Source organism: Streptomyces sp. NPDC020490, assembly GCF_044335305.1.
Classification (GTDB): domain Bacteria; phylum Actinomycetota; class Actinomycetes; order Streptomycetales; family Streptomycetaceae; genus Streptomyces.
The window spans coordinates 104,929-129,921 of record NZ_JBIRUY010000020.1 but is presented as its reverse complement, the minus strand read 5'-3'; the positions used below and the strand labels follow the sequence as shown (position 1 = coordinate 129,921).

Genomic DNA, 24,993 nt, shown 5'->3' with positions numbered 1-24,993 from the left:
GGTTCAGCCCGTGGTGAGCGTGGAGCGCAGGAAGAAGCGCAGGTTGGCCGGCTTCTCCGCGAGGCGGCGCATGAAGTAGCCGTACCAGTCGGTGCCGTAGGCGGTGTAGACGCGCATGCGGTGGCCCTCGGCGGCCAGCCGCAGGTGCTCCTCGCCGCGGATGCCGTACAGCATCTGGAACTCGTACTCGTCGAGCTTGCGCCCGGCGCGCCGGGCGAGTTCCTGGGCGATGGAGATCAGGCGCGGGTCGTGGGAGCCGATCATCGGGTATCCTTCGCCCTGCATCAGGGTCCGCAGGATCCGGACGTACGCCTTGTCGATCTCGTGCTTGCGCTGGTGCGCGACCGAGGCGGGCTCCTTGTACGCCCCCTTCACCAGCCGCACCCGGCTGCCGTTCGCGGCGAGCCGGCGGGCGTCGTCCTCGGTGCGGAAGAGGTAGGCCTGGATCACGCAGCCGGTCTGCGGGAAGTCCTCGCGCAGCGCGTCGTGGACGGCGAACATCGAGTCGAGGGTGGTGTGGTCCTCCGCGTCGAGCGTCACGGTCGTGCCGATCGCGGCGGCGGCCTCGACGACGGGCCGGACGTTGCTCAGCGCCAGCTCGTGGCCGTCCGCCAGCGCCTGTCCGAACATGGACAGCTTGACCGACATCTCGACCCGGGGACCGAGTTCCAGGTCCTTCAGACGGTCGACGAGCTCCAGGTACGCGTCCCGGGCGGCGGCGGCCTGCCCGGGGGTGGTGATGTCCTCGCCGACGACGTCCATGGTCAGCTCCAGGCCCTTGCCGGTGAGGTCCTGGATGACCGGCACGATGTCGTCGACGGTCTCGCCGGGGATGAAGCGGTCGACGACCTGCCTGGTTCCCGGGGCCGCCGAGACCAGCCGTCGCATCCGGTCGCTGCGCGACGCGGCGAGAATCACGGGACCCAGCACGGGGCACCTCCACAAACAAGGCCAGAAGGGGGGCCGGACCCGGCGAGCGGGCACGGCACGGAGTACCACCGTGAAACCTAAGGATCCCTCCGATCGTCGGCCATCGACAGCTGTCACGCATCCGTGCCGCAGATCTCAGACAGATGTATGAAGGGTTGGCCCGGCATGCGGGACAATGCCCGGGTGACCTCGGACCACAAGGGCGACTACCAGGAGCTGGTCGACGAGATCTCCGAGCTGCTGGGCGCGCCCGCGACGCTGGAGAACCGGGACTTCGAGCTGATCGCCTTCGGCGCCTACGACAGCGAGGGCGACCTCGACGCGTCGGCCCTGGACCCGGTGCGCACCCGCTCGATCCTGTCCCGGCGCTCCACCCCGGCGGTGCGCACCTGGTTCGAGGGCTTCGGCATCACCCGCGCGACCGGCCCGGTGCGCATCCCGCCCAGTCCGGAGGCCGGGGTCTACCGCGGGCGCATCTGCCTGCCCGCACGCCACCGGGGGGTCGTGCTCGGCTACGTCTGGCTGCTGGACGACGATCCGGGGCCGACCGGGCGGCAGCTCGACGCGGCCATGGCGGTGACGGCCCGGATCGGCGCGCTGCTCGCGGACGAGGCGCAGCACGGCGCCGACCTCACCCGGGAACTGCGGGCGGTGCTGACCGCCGAACGGGGCTGGCAGCGGGAGATGGCGGTGGCGGAGCTGCGCACCGCCCTCGGCGCCCGCGCGGACGGCCCGCACACGGTGGTGTGCGTGGCCCCCTGGCCCTCGGCCGACCCGGAGGACGCGCCCTCGGTGCGGACGGTGCCGGGCGCGACGGCGTTGTGCACGGTCTCCTGGGGGACGGCGGCCCAGTGCCTCGCCCTGCTGGTCCGGCTGCGCTCGGTCGACGCCCTGACCGCGGCGACGTCGGCGGCGGCCCGCCTGCTGGAACGGGCGGGGCGGCCGGCCGGGGCGGACTCCGGCCCGGCGGCCGGGGTCGCCGCCGCGCGCACCGGGCTCGCGGACCTGGGCGCGGCCTGGCGGGAGGCCTCGGCGGCGGCCCGGGCGGCGCTCGCCGAGCCGCGGCTGGGCCCGGTCGCCGAGTGGGCGCGCATCGGGCCGTTCCGCCTGCTGACGTCGCTGCCCCCGGACGTGGCCCGCGACCCCGCCGTGCACGCCCTGCTCTCCCCCGCGCACCGGGAGCTGGCCCGCACCGCCGAGGTCTACCTGGACCGCGCGGGCCAGGCCGGCCGCACCGCCGCCGAGCTGGGCATCCACCGCCAGACCCTCTACTACCGCCTGTCCCGCGTGGAGCAGCTCACCGGCCTCGACCTGGACGACGGCGAGGACCGCCTGCTGCTGCACATGGCCCTGAAGGCGGCCCGGCTGTGACCGCCGGGCCCGGCCCCGACTCCCCTCGGCCGGATCGCCGCGGCCGCCCCGCTCAGGGCGTCTTCCCCGCGCCCTCCATCACCCGGCGCAGGCCCTCCGTCAGGCGGTCGGCGTCGGTGGCGGAGCCGGGGTCGAAGAGCCACTGGACCATGAGGCCCTGCAGCAGGGTCTGGTAGAAGCGGCCCTCGGTGTCGACGGTCTCCGGATCGACCTCGTCCTCGGGGACGCCGGTGAACAGCGGCACGATGCCGGAGCGGCCCTGCTCCTGTGCCTCGACCAGCAGCTTGCGCACCTCCGGGAGCCGGTCGCCCTGGAGGATCAGTTCGAAGGTGAGCAGCCAGATCGGGCGGGACTCCGGAAGCGTGCGGATGACGTTGCCCCACACCTCCCGGAACCGCTCCAGCGACCCCGCCGGTGCCGTCGTCGTACCGCCGGTGCCCCAGCCCGGGTCGAAGCGGTCGCCCATGCCTTCGATCAGGGAGACGTAGGCCGCCACCAGCAGCGCGTCCTTCGACCCGTAGTGGTAGCCGATCGACGCCAGGTTGGTCCCCGACTCCTTGACGATGTCCCGCGCCGTGGTGCGCAGGAACCCCTTGTCGAGCAGGCAGCGCTTGGCGCCCTCGAGCAGATCCTCACGGTGTCCCATGCCCCCACCCTAGCGCCGTTCCATACATCCGTCCTAGACGACTGATTTATACGAGCGTACTATACAAGCGTTTTATACGCTCGTACAGTCATCGGCATGACGAACTCGACGAGCACCGCCACCACTTCGGCCGGCCGGCGCGCCGGCCGCCGCGAATGGACCGCGCTGGGCGTGCTGATGCTCCCGCTGCTGCTGGTCTCGATGGACGTCTCCGTCCTGTACTTCGCCATCCCGGCGATCAGCGCCGATCTGCGGCCGAGCGGCACCCAGCAGCTGTGGATCTTCGACATCTACGCCTTCGTCCTGGCCGGCCTGCTGATGACGATGGGCTCGCTCGGCGACCGCATCGGCCGCCGCAGGATCCTGCTGGTGGGCGCGGCCGCCTTCGGCGCCGCCTCCCTGGTCGCGGCGTACGCCGACAGCGCCGGGACGCTGATCGCGGCGCGCGCGGTCCTCGGCGTCGGCGGCGCGACCCTGATGCCGTCGACGATGGCGCTGATCCGCACGATGTTCACCGACCCCGCCCAGCGCGCGAAGGCGATCGGGCTGTGGTCCGGCGTGATGACGGCCGGGGTCGCGCTCGGCTCGGTGCTCAGCGGCGTGCTGGTCCAGTTCTTCTGGTGGGGTTCGGTCTTCCTGGTGAACCTGCCCGCGATGGCGCTGCTGCTGGTCCTCGGTCCCCTGCTGCTGCCGGAGTCGCGCGACCCCGCCCCCGGCCGCTTCGACTGGCCGAGCGTCCCCCTGTCGATGGCCGCCGTGCTCCCGGTCATCTACGGCCTGAAGGAGATCCCGTCCGAGGGCTGGAACGTCCGGTACGTCGTCTCGATCACCGTCGGCCTGCTCTTCGCGGCCGCCTTCGTCCACCGCCAGCGCACCGCGGCCTCACCGCTGATCGACCCGGCCCTGTTCCGCGGCCGCGGCTTCGCCCCGTCCGTCGTCCTCAACCTGGTCGCCTCGTTCGCGATGATGGGCTCGGCGTTCTTCACCACGCAGTACCTGCAGTCGGTGCTCGGCAAGAGCGCGATGGAGGCGGCCCTGTGGGCGCTGCTGCCCTCGGTGCCGATCGGCATGGCGGCCCCGGCGGCGACCGCGCTCGTCCAGAAGGGCGTCGACCGCGCCCACGTGGTCGCCGCGGGCTTCGCGATCGCCGAGGGCGGTTACGCGATGCTGGTCCTCACCGGCACGGACTCCATGTGGCTGCTGCTGGCCGCGTGCGGCGTGCTGGCCTCCGGGATCGTCATGGTGATCTCGCAGATCACCGACCTGGCGATGGGCAGCGCCCCGGTGGAGCGGGCGGGTTCGGCGTCCTCGCTGATGGAGACCGGCGCGGAGTTCGGCGGCGCGCTCGGCATGGCGGTCCTCGGCTCCATCGGCACGGCGGTCTACCGCCACGACATCCCGGCCGCGGCTCCGGACGCGGCCCGCGAGACGCTGGGCGGCGCGCTGGCGGTCGCCGACGGCGTACCGGGGCTGGCGACGGCGGCCCGCGAGGCGTTCACCGCCGGGATGCACGGGGCGGCGATCGCGGGGGCGGTCCTGCTGGCCGGGGCGGCGGCGCTGGCGACGGCGACCCTGCGGAAGGCCAGGAGCGAGGCCGGGGTCGAGGCCGGAGCGGAGGCCGGACTCGAGGAGGGCTGAGGAATCCGGGAAAACGCCGGACGGGCCGAGGAGGATGCTCCTCGGCCCGTCCGGCGTTCGTGTGCGCCCGCGCGGTCCGGTCGGGTCAGACGAGGTTCACCGACCGGGCGAACGTCGCCCCGATCTCCTCGGCGACCTCGGCCAGCACGCTCGCGGCCACCGTGTCGTCGACGGTCAGCACGGCCAGCGCCTCGCCGCCGGCCGCCGCGCGGGCGACCTGCATGCCGGCGATGTTGATGCCCGCCTCGCCGAAGATCCGGCCCACCGTGCCGACGACGCCCGGACGGTCCTCGTAGCGCAGGACGACCATGTGGTCGGCGAGCGCGAGGTCGACGTCGTAGTCGCCGACGGCGACGATCTTCTGCAGGTGCTTCGGACCGGCCAGCGTGCCGGAGACCGACACCTCCTCGCCGCTGCCGAGCGTGCCGCGCACGGTCACCACGTTGCGGTGGTCGGCCGACTCGGAGCTGGTCGTCAGGCGCACCTCGACGCCGCGCTCCTGCGCGAACAGCGGGGCGTTGACGTAGGAGACGGTCTCGTCGACGACGTCCTCGAAGACGCCCTTGAGGGCGCTGAGCTCCAGCACCTTCACGTCGTGCTGGGTGATCTCGCCGTACACCTCGACGTCGAGGCGGACCGCGACCTCGCCCGCGAGCGCGGTGAAGATCCGGCCGAGGCGCTCGGCGAGCGGCAGGCCCGGCTTGACGTCCTCGGCGATGACGCCGCCCTGGACGTTCACCGCGTCGGGGACCAGCTCACCGGCGAGGGCGAGCCGCACCGACCGGGCGACGGCGATGCCGGCCTTCTCCTGCGCCTCGTCCGTCGACGCGCCGAGGTGCGGGGTGCACACCACCTGGTCGAACTCGAACAGCGGGGAGTCCGTGCACGGCTCCTTGGCGTACACGTCGAGGCCGGCGCCCGCGACGCGGCCCTCCTTCAGCGCCGAGTACAGCGCCTCCTCGTCGACGATCCCGCCGCGCGCGGCGTTGACGATGCGCACGCTCGGCTTGACCTTGCGCAGCGCCTCGTCGCCGATCAGGCCGAGGGTCTCGGGGGTCTTGGGCAGGTGGACGGTGATGAAGTCGGAGACCTCCAGCAGCTCGTCCAGCGTCAGCACCTTGACGCCCATCTGCGCGGCCCGCGCGGGCTGGATGTAGGGGTCGTAGGCGACGACCTTCATGCCGAAGGCGGACATGCGCTGGGCGACCAGCGCGCCGATGCGGCCGAGGCCCACGACGCCGAGGGTCTTCTCGGCCAGCTCCACGCCCGTGTACTTGCTGCGCTTCCACTCGCCGTTCTTCAGCGCGGCGTTGGCCTGCGGGATGTGGCGGGCGGTGGCGACGAGCAGGCCGCAGGCGAGCTCGGCGGCCGTGACGATGTTGGAGGTGGGGGCGTTGACGACCATCACGCCGGCCTTGGTGGCGGCGGAGACGTCGACGTTGTCGAGGCCGACGCCGGCTCGTGCGACGACCTTCAGCTTGTTCGCGGCGGCGATCGCCTCGGCGTCCACCTTGGTGGCGGAGCGGATCAGGATCGCGTCGACGTCGGCGATGGCGGGGAGCAGCTCCGCTCGGTCCGCTCCGTTGCAGTGCCGGATCTCGAAGTCGGGTCCGAGTGCGTCCACGGTCGCGGGCGACAGCTCTTCAGCGATGAGTACGACGGGTTTCGAGCTCACGTGGTCCTCACATGTGCGATGCGGACGGCCGTCCCGACGGCCGCAGGCGGTGGAGGGGTGCTGGGGCCGGTCTGGCCATTCCCGTCATCCGCCCGAGGAGACGCCGCGAGGCAGGCAGGAATGTCAGACAGGCCCTTGGGCCGCGTGGAAGACGCACGACGCTGTGGGCCTGACGCGTTTGTTGTGCAGCAGTCTAGTGGCGTCGCGAGCGTCGTCTCACGCCACCGCGGAAGGATCACCCGTCCGAGGCTGGACGGGTTGGACAACGGGGCCGGAGCGATCCGCTCCGGCCCCGTGGCCAGGAGGCTTACGCCTCCTCGTTCACCCAGCTCATCAGCTTGCGCAGCTGCTTGCCGGTGGTCTCCAGCAGGTGCTCGGAGTCCTGCTTCTTGTACTCGTTGTACTTCTTCAGGCCGCCGTGGTACTCGTCCATCCAGTTCTGGGCGAAGGAGCCGTCCTGGATCTCGGCGAGGACCTTCTTCATCTCGGCCTTGGTGGCGTCGGTGATGATCCGCGGGCCGGTGACGTAGTCGCCCCACTCGGCGGTCTCGGAGATCGACCAGCGCATCTTCTCCAGGCCGCCCTCGTACATGAGGTCCACGATCAGCTTCAGCTCGTGCAGGCACTCGAAGTAGGCGATCTCCGGCTGGTAGCCGGCCTCGGTCAGCGTCTCGAAGCCCGCCTTGACCAGCGCCGCGGTGCCACCGCACAGGACCGCCTGCTCACCGAACAGGTCGGTCTCGGTCTCCTCGGTGAAGGTGGTCTTGATGACGCCGGCGCGGGTGCCGCCGATGCCCTTGGCGTACGACAGCGCCAGCGCGAAGGCGTTGCCCGAGGCGTCCTGCTCGACGGCGACGATGCAGGGAACGCCGCGGCCCTCCTCGTACTGGCGGCGCACCAGGTGGCCCGGGCCCTTCGGGGCGACCATGCAGACGTCGACGCCGGCCGGGGGCTTGATGAAGCCGAAGCGGATGTTGAAGCCGTGGCCGAAGAACAGCGCGTCGCCGTCGTTGAGGTTCGGGGCGATGGACTCCTCGTAGACCTGGGCCTGGATCGGGTCCGGGACCAGGATCATGATCACGTCGGCCTCGGCGGCGGCCTCCGCCGGCGTCACCACGCGCAGGCCCTGCTCCTCGGCCTTGGCCTTGGACCTGGAGCCCTCGTGCAGACCGACGCGGACGTCGACACCCGAGTCGCGCAGCGACAGCGCGTGGGCGTGGCCCTGGCTGCCGTAACCGATGACCGCGACCTTGCGGCCCTGGATGATGGACAGGTCGGCGTCGGCGTCGTAGAACAGCTCGGCCACTTTGGGTTCTCTCCTTGAGTGCTGGTGTTGCGTCCCACCGTATGACGGCGGGGGGAAGGGAAGTCTCGGGGTCTCGGTATGCGGGCGGCCGGTGTCACCCGGTCGCCCGCATCCGTCGTCATGCCGAGCGGTCGAGAGCGCGCAGCGACCGGTCGGTGATCGAACGTGCGCCGCGTCCGATCGCGATCGTGCCGGACTGCACCAGCTCCTTGATGCCGAACGGCTCGAGCATCTTGAGCATGGCGGACAGCTTCTCGGTGGAGCCGGTGGCCTCGACGGTGACGGCCTCCGGGGAGACGTCGACGGTCTTGGCGCGGAACAGCTGGACGATCTCGACGATCTGGGAGCGCGTCTCGTTGTCGGCGCGCACCTTCACCAGGACGAGTTCGCGCTGAACGGCCTGCGCCGGCTCCAGCTCGACGATCTTCAGGACGTTGACGAGCTTGTTGAGCTGCTTGGTGACCTGCTCCAGCGGCAGCTCCTCCACCCCCACGACGATGGTGATGCGGGAGATGTCGGGGTGCTCGGTGACGCCGACCGCGAGGGAGTCGATGTTGAAGCCGCGGCGCGAGAAGAGGGCGGCGATCCGGGCCAGGATGCCCGGCTTGTTCTCCACCAGGACGGAGAGCGTGTGCTTGGACATGTCTTCGTTGGTCTCTCTCGCTCAGTCGTCTTCGTTGTCGCCGAAGTCGGGGCGGACGTCCCGGGCGGCCATGATCTCGTCGTTGGAGGTGCCGGCGGCGACCATCGGCCAGACCATCGCGTCCCCGTGGACGATGAAGTCCACGACGACCGGACGGTCGTTGATCGCGTTCGCCTCCTCGATGACCTTGTCGAGGTCGTCCGGGGACTCGCAGCGCAGCCCCACGCAGCCCATCGCCTCGGACAGCTTCACGAAGTCCGGCACGCGCGTGCCCCTGGCGTCCGGGTTGATGTCGTCGGGGCCGGAGTGCAGCACGGTGTTGGAGTAGCGCTGGTTGTAGAACAGGGTCTGCCACTGGCGGACCATTCCGAGGGCGCCGTTGTTGATGATGGCGACCTTGATCGGGATGTTGTTCAGGGCGCAGGTGGTGAGTTCCTGGTTGGTCATCTGGAAGCAGCCGTCGCCGTCGATCGCCCAGACGGTCCGGTCCGGCGCGCCGGCCTTGGCGCCCATCGCGGCCGGGACCGCGTAGCCCATCGTCCCCGCACCGCCGGAGTTCAGCCAGGTGGCGGGCTTCTCGTACTGGATGAAGTGCGCGGCCCACATCTGGTGCTGGCCGACGCCCGCCGTGAAGATCGTGCCCTCGGGGGCGAGCCGGCCGACGCGCTCGATGACCTGCTGCGGGGAGAGCGAGCCGTCCTCGGGCAGGTCGTAGCCGAGCGGGTAGGTGTCGCGCCAGCGGGCCAGGTCCTTCCACCAGGCGGTGTAGTCGCCCTTGTGGCCCTCGCTGTGCTCCTTCTGCACGGCCTGGATCAGGTCGGCGATGACCTCGCGGGCGTCCCCGACGATCGGCACGTCGGCGGCGCGGTTCTTGCCGATCTCGGCGGGGTCGATGTCGGCGTGGACGATCTTGGCGTGCGGGGCGAAGCTGTCCAGCTTGCCGGTGACGCGGTCGTCGAAGCGGGCTCCGAGGGCGACGATCAGGTCGGCCTTCTGCAGCGCGGTGACGGCGGTGACCGCACCGTGCATGCCCGGCATTCCCACGTGCAGCGGGTGGCTGTCGGGGAATGCGCCGAGCGCCATCAGGGTGGTGGTGACGGGCGCTCCGGTGAGTTCTGCCAGGACCTTCAGTTCGGCGGTGGCGTGTGCCTTGAGCACACCGCCGCCGACGTAGAGGACGGGCCGCCGGGCAGAGGTGATCAGCTTGGCCGCCTCGCGGATCTGCTTGGCGTGCGGCTTGGTCACCGGGCGGTAGCCGGGCAGGTCCATGACGGGTGGCCAGGAGAAGGTGGTCCTCGCCTGCAGGGCGTCCTTGGCGATGTCGACCAGGACCGGGCCGGGACGGCCGGTGGAGGCGATGTGGAACGCCTGCGCGATCACCCGCGGGATGTCCTCGGCCTTGGTGACCAGGAAGTTGTGCTTGGTGACCGGCATGGTGATGCCGACGATGTCCGCCTCCTGGAAGGCGTCCGTGCCGATCGACGAGGAGGCGACCTGGCCGGTGATCGCGACCAGCGGCACCGAGTCCATGTGCGCGTCGGCGATCGGCGTCACCAGGTTGGTGGCGCCCGGCCCCGATGTGGCCATGCAGACGCCGACCTTGCCGGTGGCCTGCGCGTAGCCGGTGGCCGCGTGGCCGGCGCCCTGCTCGTGACGGACCAGGACGTGGCGCACCCGGGTCGAGTCCATCAGCGGGTCGTAGGCGGGAAGGATGGCACCACCGGGAATGCCGAATACCGTGTCGGCGCCGACCTCCTCGAGAGAGCGGATGAGGGACTGCGCACCCGTGACGTGCTCGGGGGCGGAGTGCTGTCCTCCGGATCGGGGCCGCGGCTGCGGATGGTGGGCCCCGGTGGCCTGCTCGGTCATCGGCATTCTCTTCTCGATGCTGAGGGTTTTTGCGAGGTTTGGGCGGTGTTGGGCTGCTGCACGACAGGCGCCTGTGCAACAAAAAACCCCTCGTGCCATAAGGCAAGCGAGGGGAGCGCGCCGGGTGTGTTCGCTGGGAGTTCCGGGTCCGTCCGGACGTCACCAGCGTCAGCCGACGCGCTTTCCAAGTACGAGAATTCGGGTGCGCATGGAACCGACCCTCTCCCCACCGCGTACCGCATGTCAAGCCGGTGGGACAGGAGTCTCATCATGTGAGCGGAGGGCGCTGGAGCCCCTCAGGACGGCCGTCACCCCGCTGGAGTACACCCGCCCCGTCGTCTCTCTCACGCCACCCGCGAACACCGGCTCGGCGGGTCCGTGCGGCACCGCGCAGTGGCCGGAACCGAGCGCCCTGCGCAGCCGGTACTCCTCCAGCGGACCGGAGAACGCCAGGCCCTGTCCGTGCGTGCAGCCCATCGCGCGCAGGGCGACGGCCTGCTCGGGCTGGTCCACCCCGACGGCCACGGACTGCAGTCCGAGATCGACGGCGATCCGCAGCAGCCCACTGGTGATCTTGTGCAGCCGCGCGGACTCGACGACGCCCTCGACCAGGCAGCGGTCGAGTTTCAGTACGTCGACGGGGAGCCTGCGCAGGGCCGTGATCGCTCCGTGGCCGCCGCCGAAGCCGTCCAGCGCGATCCGGACGCCGAGCCGCCGCAGGGACGACAGGCGCCGCTCCAGCTCGTCCGGCGAGACCCGGCAGTCGGCGTCGGACAGCTCGATCACCAGCGCCCCGGACGGCAGTCCGTGCCGGGTCAGCAGCGCCTCCATCGAGCCGAGCGGCAGCGCGCGGTCCAGCAGCCGCCGGGCGCTGATCCGGACCGCCACCGGCACCGGCAGGCCGGCCGCGGCGCGCTCGGCGGCCTGGGCGACGGCCTCCTCTAGGATCCAGCGGTCCAGTTCCTGCGTCCTGTCGCTCTCCTCGGCCACGCGCAGGAACTCGGCCGGGGTGAACAGCACCCCCTGGGACGAGCGCCAGCGCGCCTGCGCCTCGACCGCCGTGATCCGGCCGTCCGACAGGCGCACCACCGGCTGGTGCAGCAGCGTGAACTCGCCGTCGTGCAGGGCCGCGCGCAGCCGTGTGGCCAGCTCCGCCTTCCGCACCACGTCCTGCTGCATCTGCGGCGCGTACAGCTCGACGCGGCCCTTGCCGCCCGCCTTGGCGCGGTACATGGCGAGGTCGGCGTTGCGCAGCAGTTCGCCCGCGCCGAGTCCCGGTTCGGCGAAGGCGACCCCGATGGAGGCGTTGACCCGGACATCGTTGCTGTCGATGAGGTACGGCTGGGAGAGCGTGACCCGGAGGCGCTCGGCGAGCTCCAGTATGTGGCGTTCTCGGGCGGAGCGGTCGCGGCCGCCGTCGCCGACGATCAGGGCCGCGAACTCGTCGCCGCCGAGCCGGGAGGCCGTGTCTCCGTACCGGACGGAGAGCTGGAGTCTGCGGGCGGCCTGGACGAGCAGTTCGTCCCCGGCCTGGTGCCCGATCGTGTCGTTGACGGCCTTGAAGCCGTCGAGGTCGATGAAGAGCACGGCCGTGCCGCGCAGCGCGTCCCCGCGGTCGGAGGACCGGCGGCCGGACAGGGCCTGCTGGACGCGCTTGGTGAACAGGGCGCGGTTGGGCAGGTCGGTGAGCGGGTCGTGTTCGGCGTTGTGCTGCAACTGCGCCTGCAGGCGCACTCTCTCGGTCACGTCCCGGCTGTTGAAGATGAGGCCGCCGTGGTGGCGGTTGACGGTGGACTCGACGTTGAGCCAGCCCCCGTCGCCGGAGCGGAACCGGCACTCGATGCGGGTGGTGGGCTCCTGGAGCGGGCTGGCGGCGAGGAAGCGGCGCGCCTCGTGCACCACGCGGCCCAGGTCCTCCGGGTGGATCAGGTTGGCCAGTTCGGTACCCACCAGGTCCTCCGCGGGGCGTCCGTAGACCCCGGCGGCGGCCGGGGAGACGTAGCGGAGGATGCCGTTGGGCGCGGCGATCATGATGACGTCGCTGGAGCCCTGCACCAGGGAGCGGAAGTGGTTCTCCTTCTGCGCCAGTTCCTGGGTGAGGGTGATGTTGTCCAGCAGCATGATGCCCTGGCGCACCACGAGGGCGAGCACGACCGTGCCGCCGGTCAGGAGCACCACGCGGTCGACGCTGCGGCCGCTGAGCACGTTGTAGAGGATGCCCAGCGTGCAGACGGCGGCGGCGAGGTAGGGCGTGAGGGCGGCCAGCGAGCCGGCGATCGGCCGGGCGGCGGGGTACCGGCCGTGCTCGCCCGGGTGCGGGGGCGCGGGGTGCGGGTGCGGGGCGCCCCGTCCGCCACGTCCGCCCGGCGGGTGTTCGCGCGCCACAGGCGCGTGCCCGTCGCCCCGTCCCCCGCTCAGGAAGGGCGCCCCACCGTGCGAATGCCCACCATGCTCGCCGTGCTCGCCGTGCCGGTCGTGCCCGCCGTGCCAGTCGTGCCGGCCGGTCTCCGGACCGGCGGTCTCCGGACCGGCGGTCTCCACGCCACCGGACTCCCGGTCGCCGGACTCCCGGTCGCCGGACTCCTGTTGCGCGCGCCCGGACGCGGCCCAGGGGGCGTAGGCGAGGAGCAGGGAGCCGGCGAACCAGCCCGCGTCGAGCAACTGGCCGGAGTGGTAGCTGTCGTGCAGCAGCGGCGAGGTGAACAGCGCGTCGCACATCACGGTCAGGGCGAGCGCGCCGATGGCGGTGTTGACCGCCGTGCGGTTGACCGCGGAACGCCTGAAGTGCAGCGCGAGGACCATGCTGACCAGGGCGATGTCCAGCAGCGGGTAGGCCAGCGACAGGGCGGCGCAGGCGACGCTGGGTCCGTCGAACCGGGCGGCCTGGGCGAGTGCGAGGCTCCAGGAGAGTGTGAGCAGCGAACCGCCGATCAGCCACGCGTCCAGCGCCAGGCACACCCAGCCCGCCTTCGTCACGGGCCGCTTGGCGAGCACCAGCAGCCCCACGATGGCGGGCGGCGCGAAGCACAGGAAGAACAGGTCGGCGTAACTGGGGCTGGGCACGGGCCGTTTCAGGACGACCTCGTACCACCCCCAGACCCCGTTGCCCAGGGCCGCCATGGCGGAGGACAGGGCGAACAGCGTCCAGGCGGGCCGGAAGCGGACGCGGCGGTCGCGGGCGTACAGCCCGCAGGACACGGCGGCGGTGGCCGCGGCGGCGCTGAGCCCGAAGTCCCCCATGATCAGAGCGACTTCGTCGGATCCCCAGCCGACGGCGGACCCGACGGCGTACGCCGCGCAGACCAGGGCCACCACGAGCTGGCGGACCAGGCCCGGTCCGCCGGCGGCCGGCCGGCGGGGCGGCGGCGCGCCCGGGGAGCACCGCGGCCGCGGCACCGCGTCGACGGTGGTCGTGGGAGGCGGCGGCGAGGTCACCGGACCCTCCAGGTCCGCTCGGCTCCCGCGTCCCGGAGCTCCCGGTGTGCCGGATGCGCCTGCCTTCGGCGGCTGTTGTGCCTGTGGTGGTGATGGCTGTGCGGGCAGCCGTGACCGGTGTGGTGACCGCGTCGGCGCGCGGCCGCGCGCCAGGGTCGCCGCCGGCGGCTCCGCCGCGTCGGATCGCTCGTCCATAGGCCGTGCATCGCCCGTCGCCCCCCTCACAGTCTCAAGTCCGTCCCCGGCGCCGAACGATGCGCGGCGCAGCCCCTGTCGGGACGATACACCAGGACCGTCACTCAGGGACATAGCTCCTCTACGCTCCGTGACGAGTTGCTGGCGATGCGGGCACGCACCGCTTCCGGGAGATTGCGGAGGGTACCGGAAGCGGATTACGCGCCTGTCGCGCCGGTGGCGCGCGGCGCCCGGGCCGCCCGCGTCACGCCTCGTTCGCGCCTGTCGTAAGGATCACGTTGCGCAGCGGCTCCCGGTTCACGAACCGGTTCAACTGATCCACCAGCAGGCGCTTGGCGCGGGGCAGGAAGGCGGAGGTGGGTCCGCCGACGTGCGGGCTGATCAGCACGCCCGGAGCGCGCCACAGGGGGTGGTCGCGGGGCAGCGGCTCGGGGTCGGTGACGTCGAGGGCCGCGGTGATGCGGCCGCTCTCCAGCTCCGTGAGCAGCGCCTTGGTGTCGACGACGGGGCCGCGGGCGACGTTGACGAGGAGCGCGCCGTCCTTCATCCGGGCCAGGAAACCGGCGTCGACCAGGTGGCGGGTGGTCTCGGTGAGCGGCGTGGACAGGACGACGACGTCCGCCTCGGGCAGCAGGGCGGGCAGGTCGGTGAGCGGATGCACCGGGCCGCGCTCCGTGGTGCGTGCGGAGCGCGCGACGCGCACCACCCGCGCGACCTCGAAGGGAACGAGCCGGTCCTCGATCGCGGACCCGATCGAGCCGTACCCGACGATGAGGACGCTCCGGTCGGCCAGCGCGGGCCGGAACCCGCCGAGCCACTCCCCGCGGTCCTGCGCCCGCACGAAGTCGGGGATGCCGCGCAGCGACGCGAGGATGAGCGCGAGGGTGAGCTCGCCGGTGCTCGCCTCGTGCACGCCCTGCGCGTTGCACAGTCGCACGCCTGGACGCAGGTGCCCGAGCCCGGGCACCACGTGGTCGATGCCGGCCGACAGCGTCTGTACGACCCGTACACCGCTCATCGCGGGCAGCGGACGCACACCGACCGGGCTGGGCTTCATGTAGGGGACGACGTAGAAGACGCAGTCGGCGGGGTCCGCGGGGAACTCCTCGCCGCCGTCCCAGAAGCGGTATTCGGGCCCCTCGGGGAGCCCTTCGATGTCGTCCGGCGGGATGGGAAGCCACACGTCAGCAGTCATGCCGGGAGGCTATGTCAGGTTCCTGGCGGCGCAGAGGTTAGGTTGGGGGCCGGGAAAGGGAGGGTCACGAGCAGGTGGAGCGCAGGACGATCGGCGCGGGGCCACTCGCGGTGGGGGCCGTCGGCCTCGGGTGCATGCCGATGAGCTGGGCGTACAACGGGTCGCGGCAGCGGGGCGACGAGTCGCTCAGGGCGGTGCACCGGGCGCTGGACCTGGGCTCGACGCTCCTGGACACCGCCGACATGTACGGCCCCTTCACCAACGAGCTGCTGCTGGGGCGGGTGTTGAAGGAGCGCCGCCGGGACGCCTTCGTCTCGACGAAGGTGGGTCTGCTGGTGGGCGAGCAGCACATCGTGGCCAACGGCCGCCCCGGCTATGTGAAGCGGGCCTGCGACGCCTCCCTCAGACGCCTCCAGACGGACGTCATCGACCTCTACCAGCTGCACCGCGCGGATCCCGAGGTCCCGGTCGAGGAGACCTGGGGCGCGATGGCGGATCTCGTCCGGGCCGGGAAGGTGCGGGCGCTGGGGCTGTGCGCGGTGGGCGCGCGCGGCGGCCGGCGGTCCGGCGGCGGGCTGCACGACGCCACGCTCCGGCAGTTGCACCGGGTGCAGCAGGTCTTCCCGGTGAGCGCGGTCGAGGCCGAGCTGTCGGTGTGGTCGCCGGAGGCGCTGGAGTCGCTGCTGCCGTGGTGCGAGGCGCGCGGTGTCGGCTTCCTGGCGGCGATGCCGCTCGGCAACGGCTTCCTGACCGGAACGCTCACCCCGGGCGAGGGCTTCGAACCGGACGACATCCGCGCCCGCCACCCCCGCTTCACCGCGGAGATGATGGCGGCGAACCAGCCGATCGTGGTCGGCCTGCGCCGGATCGCGGCACGGCACGGCGACGACGTGACGCCCGCGCAGGTGGCGCTGGCGTGGGTGCTGGCGCAGGGCCGGCACGTGGTCCCGGTGCCGGGGACGAAGCAGGAGCGGTGGGCGGCCGAGAACGCGGCGGCGGCCGCCCTCCGGCTCACGGCCGAGGACCTCGCGGACATGACCCGGCTGCCGCCGGCGCAGGGGTCCTGGGACTGAACGGGGGCACGGGCCCGGCGGGTGGCCGGGGCACGGGCCCGGCGGGCGGCAGCGGTACGGGCCCGGCCGGCGGCCGGGGCGGCGGCGGTACGGGTTCACCCGACCGGGAACCTGTGCGGCGCGCACGGTGTATGACAAGGAGAACGGACTGCCGCTGCACGCCGCCTCGAAGGGACCAAGAACGTGCGACGACGAGCTGTGCCGGCCATGTGGGCCGCGACCGCGCTCCTGCTCACGGCCGGCTGCTCCTCCGGGTCGGGCGGGCTGCCGCCGGGCGCCGGCGGCACGGCCTCGGCCACGGCGACCGCGCCGTCCTCGCCCTCGCGGCAGACGGCCGGCCAGGTCCCGCCCGCCAAGGGCTCGGTCAAGGTGCTGCGCACGGTCGCCGAGGGCCTGGACACGCCGTGGGGCCTGGCGCCCCTCCCCGAGGGCGGCGGCCTCCTCGTCTCCTCGCGCGACCAGGGCACGATCACCCGGGTCGACACCCGGACGGGCGGGAAGACCGAGCTGGGCAGGGTGTCCGGGGTCTCCCCGGCCGGAGAGGGCGGCCTCCTGGGCATCGCGCTGTCCCCCGACTACGCCTCCGACCACATGATCTACGCCTACTTCACCTCGGCCTCGGACAACCGCATCGTGCGCATGCTGTACGACGAGAAGAAGCCGTCCGGCGAGCAACTGGGCGCCCCCGACACGGTCTTCAGGGGCATCCCCAAGGGCATGATCCACAACGGCGGCCGGATCGCCTTCGGCCCGGACGGGATGCTGTACGCGGGCACGGGCGAGACCGGCGACCGGGGACTGGCCCAGGACACCAAGTCGCTGGGCGGCAAGATCCTGCGCCTGACGCCGGAGGGCGAGCCGGCGCCGGGCGACCCGTTCCCGGGCTCGCCGGTGTACTCCTACGGCCACCGCAACGTGCAGGGTCTCGCGTGGGACGCGAAACAGCGCCTGTTCGCCTCGGAGTTCGGCCAGGACACCTGGGACGAGCTGAACGCGATCAAGCCGGGCGGCGACTACGGCTGGCCGAAGGCCGAGGGCCGGTCGTCCGACCCGAAGTACCGCAACCCGATCGCGCAGTGGCACACCGACGACGCCTCCCCCAGCGGCATCGCCTGGGTCGACGGCGTGATCTGGATGGCGTCCCTGCGGGGCGAACGCCTGTGGCGCGTCCCGCTGAACGGCACCGCGGCGTCGGCGAAGCCGCAGTCGTTCCTCAAGGGCGAGTACGGCCGGCTGCGGACGGTGGCCCCGGCGGGCGACGGCAGGCTGTGGCTGGTGACGAGCGAGACGGACGGGCGCGGCACCCCCAGGAGCGGCGACGACCGGATCCTGGAACTGAAGGTGACGTAGGCCCTCAGGGCCCTTCCGACGGACCTTCCGACGGACCTTCCGGGGGATCCTGGTCCTCGCCCCGGTCCTCCCGGGCGGTCCGCCGCTCCGCGGGCCGCCGGACGACGACCTTCCCGGACGAGAGGTCTATCGGGCCGCGGCCGGGATCCTGGTCACCCACGTCCTCCCGGGTCAGCTCCAGCCGTTTCCGCTCGTCCCGCGTGTGTTTGCGGCCGGGCGCGAACAGTTCCTCGAACATGTTGAACACGGGGCCTCCCCCTGCCGGTCCTGACAGCGTACGCCCGGCCGGTCACCGCGGGGCGCCGAGCGGGTCGGCGGGGAACAGTCCCAGCCGGTGGGCCACGGCCGCCGCCTCCCCCCTTCCCGAGACGTCGAGCTTGGCCAGGATGTTCGACACATGGACGCTGGCGGTCTTCGGGGAGATGAAGAGTTCCTCCGCTATCTGGCGGTTGGTGCGGCCGGCGGAGACCAGGCGCAGCACGTCCCGCTCCCGGCTGGTGAGGCCGAGCGCCTCGACCGGGTCGGCGGGCGCGGGACGCGGGTCCGGAACGTGGGTCAGGGGGAGCCGGGCGCGCTGGGCGAGCAGGGTGACGGCGTCGGCGAGCGGGCGGGCGCCGACGTGGCCGGCGACCGCGTGGGCGAGCCGGAGCAGTTCCGCGGCGCGCTCGCGTTCGTCGTCGCCGCCCGTTACGAGCAGGGCCGCGGCCAGGCGGTGGCGGACGAGGGCCAGCTCGTAGGGGCGCTCCAGGCGTTCGAAGGCGGTGACGACGTCCGACCAGGCGTCGGCGGTGTCACGGCCCGCGGCCCGGTGGAGTTCGGCGCGGACCCACTGCTCGTGGGCGAGCCAGACCGGGGCGTCGGCGGGGGTCTGCCTGGCGGCGTCGGCGATGCGCCCGAGGGCCTCGTCACGGCCCTGCCGCGCGGCGGGCAGGGAGCGGGCGTCGGCCTCGGCGGTGGCCGCGCCGCGCAGCAGGGACCAGACGTAGCGCTGGGTGCCGGGCGGGATGCCGGCGGCGAGGGTGCGGTGCAGTGCGGCGCGGACGTCGAGCAGGCGGCCCTCGGCCGCGGCGACGCCGACGGTGAGCGCGGCGAGCGGCAGGGACTGCTGCGGCATGGGGTCGTGGGTGCCGAAGTATCCGTCGGCGGCGGCGAGCCGGCGGGCCGCCTCGGCCGTGTCGCCGCGGGCCAGGGCGACCTGGGCCAGGCTGAGGGCGCCCGCGCCCTGGGGCTTGGTGTTCTGTCCGCGCCGCAGCGCGTTCTGCGCGGCCTCGACGGTCTCGTCCCAGCGGCCCAGCGAGTACAGCGAGTCGGAGAGGTTGGCCCACACCCACGCCTCGGAGTTCAGCAGCCCGAACCGGCGGGTGTGGGCGACGCCCTCCTCCAGCAGGGCCACGGCCTCCGCGGAGCGTCCCACCGACTCCAGTTCCGAGGGCAGGTTGACGTAGGCGCGGCCCGCGACCCGGGAGACGCCGTCCTCGACGGCCCGTTCCTTCACCTCGTACATCACCGCGAGGCCCGCCTCGGTGTCGCCCGCGTCGACCATCAGGCCGCCCAGCGTCAGGCGTGCGTTGATCTCGGTCTCCCGCGCGCCCACCATGCGCGCGTACTGCACCGCGCGTTCGGCCGCGGCGAAGGCCTGCGGGCCGGGTGCGCGCAGCATCGACCAGCCCGCCACCTGGGCCAGCACCTCGGCGTGCACCTCGGAGGGCGGCAGGCCGCGCACCAGTTCCTGGGCGGTGGCCAGTTCCTTCCAGCCGTCGCCGCGGCCCTGGCTCTGCACCAGGACCGCGCGCTGCGTCCAGAACCAGGCGGCGCGCAGCGGGTCGTGCTCCTCCTCCAGCAGGTGCAGCGCCCGCTTGGTGATCTTCAGGGCGCGTTCGCGTTCCCCGCACAGCCGTCCGGCGGCGGCGGCCTCGGCCATGAGGTCGAGGTAGCGCAGCGGGGTGGTGTCCGGGTCGCAGCCGCAGGGTGCGTAGACCTCGGTGTAGTCGCTCAGCAGCAGCGCCTCCCGGACGTCCTCGGGGGCGGTGTCCCACAGCTCCATGGCCCGCTCCAGCAGGCCCAGTTGCTCGCTGTAGGCGTGACGGCAGCGGGCGGCGACGGAGGCGTCCAGGACGGCGGGGAGGGCCTTGGCGGGGTCGTGGGCGTGGTACCAGTAGCTGGCCAGGCGGGTGGCGCGTTCGTCGGCGGGCACCAGCGTCGGGTCGGCCTGGAGGGCCTCGGCGTAGCGGCGGTTGAGGCGGGAGCGCTCGCCGGGCAGCAGGTCGTCGCCGACGGCCTCGCGGACCAGGGAGTGGCGGAAGCGGTAGCCGTCGCCGGCCGGTGCGGCGATGAGGATGTTGGCGTTCACGGCGGCCCGCAGCGCCTCGATGAGGTCGTCCTCGGCGAGCCGGGCGACCGCGGCCAGCAGCCGGTACTCGACGGTGGAGCCGCCCTCGGCGACGATCCGGACGACGCGCTGGGCGGTCTCCGGCAGGCTCTCGACGCGGACCAGGAGCAGGTCGCGGAGGGTGTCGGTGAGGCCGGTGCAGCAGCCTTCGTGGGCGGCGACGGCGAGTTCCTCGACGAAGAAGGCGTTGCCGTCGGAGCGTTCGAAGATGGCGTCGACCCGTGCGGGGTCGGGTTCCTGGGCCAGGATGCCGGCGATCTGGCGGCCGACCTCGGCGCGGTTGAAGCGGCGGAGTTCGATGCGGCGGACGGTGCGCAGCCGGTCGAGTTCGGCGAGCAGGGGGCGCAGCGGGTGGCGGCGGTGGATGTCGTCGGCGCGGTAGGTGGCGAGGACGACGAGGCGGCCGCTGCGCAGGGTGCGGAAGAGGTAGGCCAGCAGGTGGCGGGTGGAGGCGTCGGCCCAGTGCAGGTCCTCCAGGGCGACGACGACGGTGTGGCCGGCCGCGACGCGCTCCAGCAGCCGGGCGGTGAGCTCGAAGAGGCGCGCCATGCCCTCCTCGTCGTGGCGCCCGGGGCTCGCCTCGCAGACCTCGGGCAGGAGCCTGGCGAGTTCCTCCTCCTGGCCGGCGGCCGCGGCGGCGACCTGGTCGGGCAGTTCCCGGCGCAGGGCGCGCAGGGCGCTGGAGAAGGGGGCGAAGGGCAGGCCGTCGGCGCCGATCTCGACGCAGCCGCCGAGCGCGACGACGGCGCCCTGCCGGCCGGCGGCGGTGGCGAACTCCTCGACGAGCCGGGTCTTGCCGACCCCGGCCTCGCCGCCGATCAGCAGCGCCTGCGGTTCGCCCGCGGACGCCCGGGCGAGCGCGTCGTTCAGCGCGTCCAGCTCTTCGGTGCGGCCGACGAACACCGGACTGACGGACCTGTTCTCCACGAGCCCGAGCATCGCACGGGGGTCCGACGGCGCGTCACCGGTTTTCCGGACGGCGGCGCCCGCTGCGGAGGCCCCGGCCGCGCGGCCACCCGAGCCGTCGACCGCGGCGCCGGTCCTCCGCCCGGCCACGCGGTCGACGGCCCCGGCACTCGCCCCGGCCGCGCGCTCCCCCGGAGCCCCCGTGCCGCGGTCGCCGGCGCCGTCCCCTACGGCGCCGGGTTCCCGCGCGGCCGCGGCACCGCTCGCCCGGTCGGCCGGTTTCGTCCACTTCGTCCATCCGGCCTCGGCCGTCGTCCGAGGCGCCCCGGATGCGGTCGGGCGGCCGCCCCCGGTACGGCCGCCCGGCCGGGCCCGGGTGCTCATGTGGTGGCGCGGGCGGAGCGGAGCCGGCGGGGGCCGGGACTATGCGCCTCGCCCCCGGCGGCTTCGCGGCGGGCGGCGCGGCGGCGGCGGACGGCCTCGCGGGCCAGCCGCTCGTTCTGGGCCTGCCGGATCAGCTCGGCGGTGCGGATCTGCTGCAGTTCGTACTCGTACATGGCGTGTCCCTCGGAGATGTCGGTTCTCGGCTTCGCTCGGTGCGATGCCTCAACCTTCGTCTCCCAGGGGGGTGCGCCACATCGGGAGAGTTCCGCATCTTCGGGTCCGGCCGGGGCCCCGGACGCGCGTAAGGGGTCTCAGGGCGTCCGTAAGGCGCTCACGGATGCCCTAAGACCCCTTGAGACCCCTCAGGATCCGCGGGTTGATGCGCCTAGCTCGCGGACGGCAGTCCGAGCAGGACGTCGGTGTACTTCAGGACGGCCAGCAGCAGACCGATCACGCCGAGCGAGACGCCCGCCCAGGCGACCGACTTGATCCACGGCGCCTGCGGCTTCCCGGGGGCCCCGAAGGCCGGCCGGGCGAGGACGACGACGCCGACGAGCAGCGCGGCCAGGGCGAAGAGGCCGCCCCACAGCGCGGTGGTCTGCCAGGCGTCGCCGTAGACCTCCTTGATCTGCTTGGCGACGCTCGCGTTCGACGCGGTGCCCAGCTGGCCGATGAGCGTCTCGCGCGCGGAGGCGACGGTTCCCACCCAGCTGCCGGTCAGCGAGACGACGCCCAGCGCGGCGGAGACGACGGCGCCCGCGCCCTGGCCGACGCCCGTGGGGCCCGCCTCCTGGCCGGTGGCGCCGGCGGCGTCGCCCGCGCCGGTCGTGCCGGCCGCGTCCTCGCCGCCGGTCGTGTCATCGGCGTCGGGGGCCTGGGTGAGGTCCTCCGTCTCGCCGCCGGGCTTCACTTCGCTGGCCTCGGGGCCGGTCTCGTCCACTGTCTTCGTTCCCATGCCTCGCACCGTACGGACGCTCTCTGAGAGGTACCTTAATGATCGTTGCCGGCGGCACGCGCGCGTGCCGCGCGCCATTCGGGGGCCAGGATCGACCACACCTCGAGATCGTGCCGCACTCCACGATAGGGGTGCGCCTCCCGGCGCACCCCGTCGCGGGTCATCCCCAGGCGCCGGGCGACGTTCAGGCTGGCCTGGTTGCCGGAGGCGGCGACCCACTCGACGCGGTGGATGCCGCGCCGTTCGACGGCGTGGTCGATGAGCACGCGCATCGCGCGCGTGACGAGCCCGCGGCCGGTGCCCGCGGGCTCCAGCCAGCAGCCGACCTCGCAGTTGCCGTTCGCGGCGTCGAAGTTGAGGAAGAGCACCCCGCCGACGAGCTTGTCCTCCAGCCACAGGCCGTGCAGGGAGGCGCTGTCGGCGGCGCGCAGGTCGGCGTACCGCTGGAGCATGGCCCGCGCGGAGGCCAGGTCCGTCTCCTTCGAGCCGAAGGAGATGAACTGCCCGATGAAGTCCCGGCCCCGGTCCAGGTGCGCCAGGAACTCCTCGGCGTGCCACGGCTCCAGGGGCCGCAGTTCGGCTCCGTCGTCACCCAGGGACATCGTGTACATCCCGATCCCGCTCCTTCGCCAGTACCTCGGCCGCCTCGGCGTCCGTGCCCGTGCCCGTGCCCGCCGCGGCCAGCCTCTCATGGGCGGCGCGGCACCCGGGCGGCTCGATGCTGATGCGGGGCAGCCGGGCGTCCAGCCGGCGCGGCAGCCACCAGTTGGCGCTGCCGAGCAGGTGCATCAGGGCGGGGACGAGGAGGGTGCGCAGCACGAAGGCGTCGAGGGCGACGGCGGAGGCGAGCGCGATGCCGAACATGGCGATCACCCGGTCGCCGCTGAGCACGAAGGCGAGGAAGACGGAGATCATGATGACCGCGGCGGATTTGATCACGCGGCCGGTCTCGGCGAGCCCGACCCGGACGGCGCGCCGGTTGTCCCCGGTCTCCAGCCACTCCTCGTACATCCGGCTGACCAGGAAGACCTGGTAGTCCATGGACAGTCCGAACAGGACGGACACCATGATCACGGGGAGGAACGGCTCGATGGGCCCGGCGCGGCCCAGGCCCAGCAGGTCGCTCCCCCAGCCCCACTGGAAGATCGCCACGACGACGCCGAAGGCGGCGGCGACCGCGGCGACGTTCATCGCGGCGGCCTTGACCGGTATGGCGACGGACCGGAAGGCGAGCAGCAGGAGCAGGCAGCCCAGGCCGATGACCACGCCGACGAAGAGCGGCAGCTTGCCGACGATGACGCCGGCGAAGTCGTCGTAGCTCGCCGTGACGCCGCCGATCTGGAGGTCGAGCGAGGTGCCGGTCTCGGCGCGCGGCAGGACCTCGGTGCGCAGCCGGTGGACGAGGTCGCTGGTCCGCTGCGACTGCGGCGCCGACTCCGGGACGACGGTGACGTAGGCGGCGGTGCCGGCGGCGTCGTACGTCACCGGGGTCACCGACGCGATGCCCTCGGTGGCGCGCAGGGTGGCGTCGAGGCTGTCGAGGGCGAGCTTGTCCTCGGCGCCGCCGACGCGGGTGACGAGCGTGAGCGGGCCGTTGACGCCGGGGCCGAAGCCGGCGGCGAGGAGGTCGTAGGCGTGGCGGGTGGTGGACGACTTCGGGTCGTTGCCCTGGTCGGAGGTGCCCAGGCGGAGGGAGAGCGTCGGCAGCGCGAGGACGGTGATCACGGCCAGCGCGAGGGCGCCGAGCAGCTTGGGGCGGCGCTCGACCAGCGCCGACCAGCGGGCGGCGAACCCGGTGGGCAGCTCGGGTTCGGGTCCGTACCGGGTGAGCCGGCGCCGTTCGCGCCGGCCGAGGGCGCGCATACCGATGAGGGACAGCAGGGCGGGCAGCAGGGTGACGGAGGCGGCGACGGTGAGGACGACGGTCAGCGAGGCGGCGATCGCGACGCCGTTGAGGAAGTTCAGCCGGAGGATCAGCATGCCCAGCAGGGCTATGCAAACCGTGGCGCCCGCGAAGACCACGGCCCGTCCGGTGGTGGCCACGGCGTCCGTGACCGCCTCGGTGACGGTCAGTCCGCGTTTGAGTCCGCGCCGGTGCCGGGTGACGATGAACAGCGCGTAGTCGATGCCGACGCCGAGGCCGATCAGCACGCCGAGCATGGGCGCGAAGTCGGCCACCGTCATGACATGCCCGAGCAGCACGATTCCCGCGTACGCGGTGCCGACGCCGACCAGCGCGGTGGCGACGGGCAGCACGGAGGCGGCGAGCGAGCCGAAGGCGAGGAACAGCACGACCGCGGCGACGAGCACGCCGACGGCCTCGGCGAGGTGGCCGCCGGAGGGCTCGGTGAGCGCGACGGCGCTGCCGCCGAGCTCGACCTGGAGCCCGTCGGTCCGGGCTGCCTCGGCCGCGGCGACGACGGCCCGCGCCTGGCCGGCGTCGATGTCCTCGGCCCGGTCCGCGAAGGTGATCGTGGCGTACGCCGTGTGCCCGTCGGCGCTGATGCGGCCCGCCCCCTGCGCGCCGTAGGGGCTGGTCACGGACGCGACGCCGGGCAGGCCACCGATCCGGTCGAGGGTCCTGGTCATCGTCTGGACGACGTCGGCGGCGCGGACGGTGCCGGACGTGGTGTGCCAGACGACGGTGTCGCTGTCGCCGCCCAGGCCGTCGAAGTTCTCCCGGAGCAGCCGGTTGGCGCGGCCCGACTCGGTGCCGGAGACCTCGTAGTCGTTGGAGTACGCGGAGCCGGCGACCGCGGCGGCCGCGACCGTGCCGCCGAGGGCGAGGAGCCAGATCAGCACCGCGACCAGGCGGTGCCGGACACACCAGCGTGCAAGGGCTGCCACGACGTGCTCCCAGGGTGACTGTCTGTGAGATCTTTGACCGGGAACAGACGTTCATGACATGAACAGCCCGCAAAGAACGCATGTGCAATGTGTGAACCACTCTTGCAGGCGAAATTGATCGTTTGAGCCGCTCGTGGGACGAATCACAGCAGTGCGAGGAAGATCACAGGACAGTAACGACACCTC

The 24,993-nt window shown here is 72.9% G+C and carries 18 protein-coding genes; 4 read left to right on the top strand and 14 right to left on the bottom strand.

Annotation, left to right across the window (positions count from 1 at the left end):
* Positions 1–3 precede the first annotated feature (3 nt).
* Positions 4–930, bottom strand: coding sequence for a proline dehydrogenase family protein (locus ACH4ZX_RS21755; RefSeq protein WP_398275059.1), 927 nt, complete (start codon positions 928–930; stop codon positions 4–6).
* 165 nt (positions 931–1,095) lie between these two features.
* On the opposite strand from ACH4ZX_RS21755, the gene ACH4ZX_RS21750 reads away from it, so the two are divergent.
* The gene (locus ACH4ZX_RS21750; RefSeq protein WP_398275056.1) at positions 1,096–2,301 is read left to right on the top strand and encodes a PucR family transcriptional regulator; all 1,206 of its coding nucleotides are present in this window, start codon (positions 1,096–1,098) and stop codon (positions 2,299–2,301) included.
* Positions 2,302–2,353: 52 nt separating this feature from the next.
* Here ACH4ZX_RS21750 and ACH4ZX_RS21745 read toward each other — a convergent pair whose 3' ends face one another.
* Entirely contained in the window at positions 2,354–2,947 is a 594-nt protein-coding gene (locus tag ACH4ZX_RS21745; protein ID WP_398275053.1) for a TetR/AcrR family transcriptional regulator, read from the bottom strand.
* Between the two features lie 96 nt (positions 2,948–3,043).
* Between ACH4ZX_RS21745 and ACH4ZX_RS21740 the strand changes: the two genes are divergently transcribed.
* Positions 3,044–4,585, top strand: a complete 1,542-nt coding sequence (locus tag ACH4ZX_RS21740) for an MFS transporter (protein ID WP_398275050.1) — start codon at positions 3,044–3,046, stop codon at positions 4,583–4,585.
* Between the two features lie 85 nt (positions 4,586–4,670).
* Here the strand turns inward: ACH4ZX_RS21740 and serA are convergent, their stop codons facing one another.
* The 6 genes from serA to ACH4ZX_RS21710 form a co-directional block, all read right to left on the bottom strand.
* Positions 4,671–6,260 carry a phosphoglycerate dehydrogenase gene (serA, locus tag ACH4ZX_RS21735; protein WP_398275047.1) on the bottom strand — a complete coding sequence of 530 codons (1,590 nt, stop codon included), beginning with the start codon at positions 6,258–6,260 and terminating at the stop codon, positions 4,671–4,673.
* Between the two features lie 307 nt (positions 6,261–6,567).
* Positions 6,568–7,566 carry a ketol-acid reductoisomerase gene (gene ilvC, locus ACH4ZX_RS21730; RefSeq protein WP_398275044.1) on the bottom strand — a complete coding sequence of 333 codons (999 nt, stop codon included), beginning with the start codon at positions 7,564–7,566 and terminating at the stop codon, positions 6,568–6,570.
* Positions 7,567–7,684: 118 nt separating this feature from the next.
* Positions 7,685–8,209: an acetolactate synthase small subunit gene (ilvN, locus tag ACH4ZX_RS21725; RefSeq protein WP_324789713.1), complete on the bottom strand. Its 525-nt coding sequence runs from the start codon at positions 8,207–8,209 to the stop codon at positions 7,685–7,687.
* 21 nt (positions 8,210–8,230) lie between these two features.
* The gene (locus ACH4ZX_RS21720) at positions 8,231–10,078 is read right to left on the bottom strand and encodes an acetolactate synthase large subunit (RefSeq protein WP_398275040.1); all 1,848 of its coding nucleotides are present in this window, start codon (positions 10,076–10,078) and stop codon (positions 8,231–8,233) included.
* A 243-nt stretch (positions 10,079–10,321) separates the two neighbouring features.
* The gene (locus ACH4ZX_RS21715; protein ID WP_398275037.1) at positions 10,322–13,513 is read right to left on the bottom strand and encodes a putative bifunctional diguanylate cyclase/phosphodiesterase; all 3,192 of its coding nucleotides are present in this window, start codon (positions 13,511–13,513) and stop codon (positions 10,322–10,324) included.
* Positions 13,514–13,952: 439 nt separating this feature from the next.
* The gene (locus tag ACH4ZX_RS21710) at positions 13,953–14,903 is read right to left on the bottom strand and encodes a 2-hydroxyacid dehydrogenase (RefSeq protein WP_398275034.1); all 951 of its coding nucleotides are present in this window, start codon (positions 14,901–14,903) and stop codon (positions 13,953–13,955) included.
* Between the two features lie 74 nt (positions 14,904–14,977).
* Between ACH4ZX_RS21710 and ACH4ZX_RS21705 the strand changes: the two genes are divergently transcribed.
* Positions 14,978–15,976, top strand: a complete 999-nt coding sequence (locus ACH4ZX_RS21705; RefSeq protein WP_398275031.1) for an aldo/keto reductase — start codon at positions 14,978–14,980, stop codon at positions 15,974–15,976.
* Between the two features lie 207 nt (positions 15,977–16,183).
* Positions 16,184–17,326, top strand: coding sequence for a PQQ-dependent sugar dehydrogenase (locus ACH4ZX_RS21700; protein WP_398275122.1), 1,143 nt, complete (start codon positions 16,184–16,186; stop codon positions 17,324–17,326).
* A 4-nt stretch (positions 17,327–17,330) separates the two neighbouring features.
* Here the strand turns inward: ACH4ZX_RS21700 and ACH4ZX_RS21695 are convergent, their stop codons facing one another.
* From ACH4ZX_RS21695 to ACH4ZX_RS21670, 6 genes are all read right to left on the bottom strand, one after another.
* Entirely contained in the window at positions 17,331–17,573 is a 243-nt protein-coding gene (locus tag ACH4ZX_RS21695; protein WP_398275028.1) for a DUF6191 domain-containing protein, read from the bottom strand.
* A gap of 42 nt (positions 17,574–17,615) precedes the next feature.
* A complete protein-coding gene (locus ACH4ZX_RS21690; protein WP_398275025.1) occupies positions 17,616–20,654 on the bottom strand; it encodes an AAA family ATPase in 3,039 nt (1,012 codons plus the stop codon).
* Between the two features lie 347 nt (positions 20,655–21,001).
* The gene (locus ACH4ZX_RS21685; protein WP_398275022.1) at positions 21,002–21,178 is read right to left on the bottom strand and encodes a hypothetical protein; all 177 of its coding nucleotides are present in this window, start codon (positions 21,176–21,178) and stop codon (positions 21,002–21,004) included.
* A 212-nt stretch (positions 21,179–21,390) separates the two neighbouring features.
* Entirely contained in the window at positions 21,391–21,960 is a 570-nt protein-coding gene (locus tag ACH4ZX_RS21680) for a hypothetical protein (RefSeq protein ID WP_398275019.1), read from the bottom strand.
* A 35-nt stretch (positions 21,961–21,995) separates the two neighbouring features.
* Positions 21,996–22,571 (bottom strand): GNAT family N-acetyltransferase, encoded by a 576-nt coding sequence (locus tag ACH4ZX_RS21675; RefSeq protein WP_398275016.1) that lies wholly within the window; start codon positions 22,569–22,571, stop codon positions 21,996–21,998.
* A complete protein-coding gene (locus tag ACH4ZX_RS21670) occupies positions 22,549–24,807 on the bottom strand; it encodes an MMPL family transporter (protein WP_398275013.1) in 2,259 nt (752 codons plus the stop codon). Before ACH4ZX_RS21670 ends, ACH4ZX_RS21675 begins: the two co-directional genes overlap by 23 nt.
* Positions 24,808–24,993 lie beyond the last annotated feature (186 nt).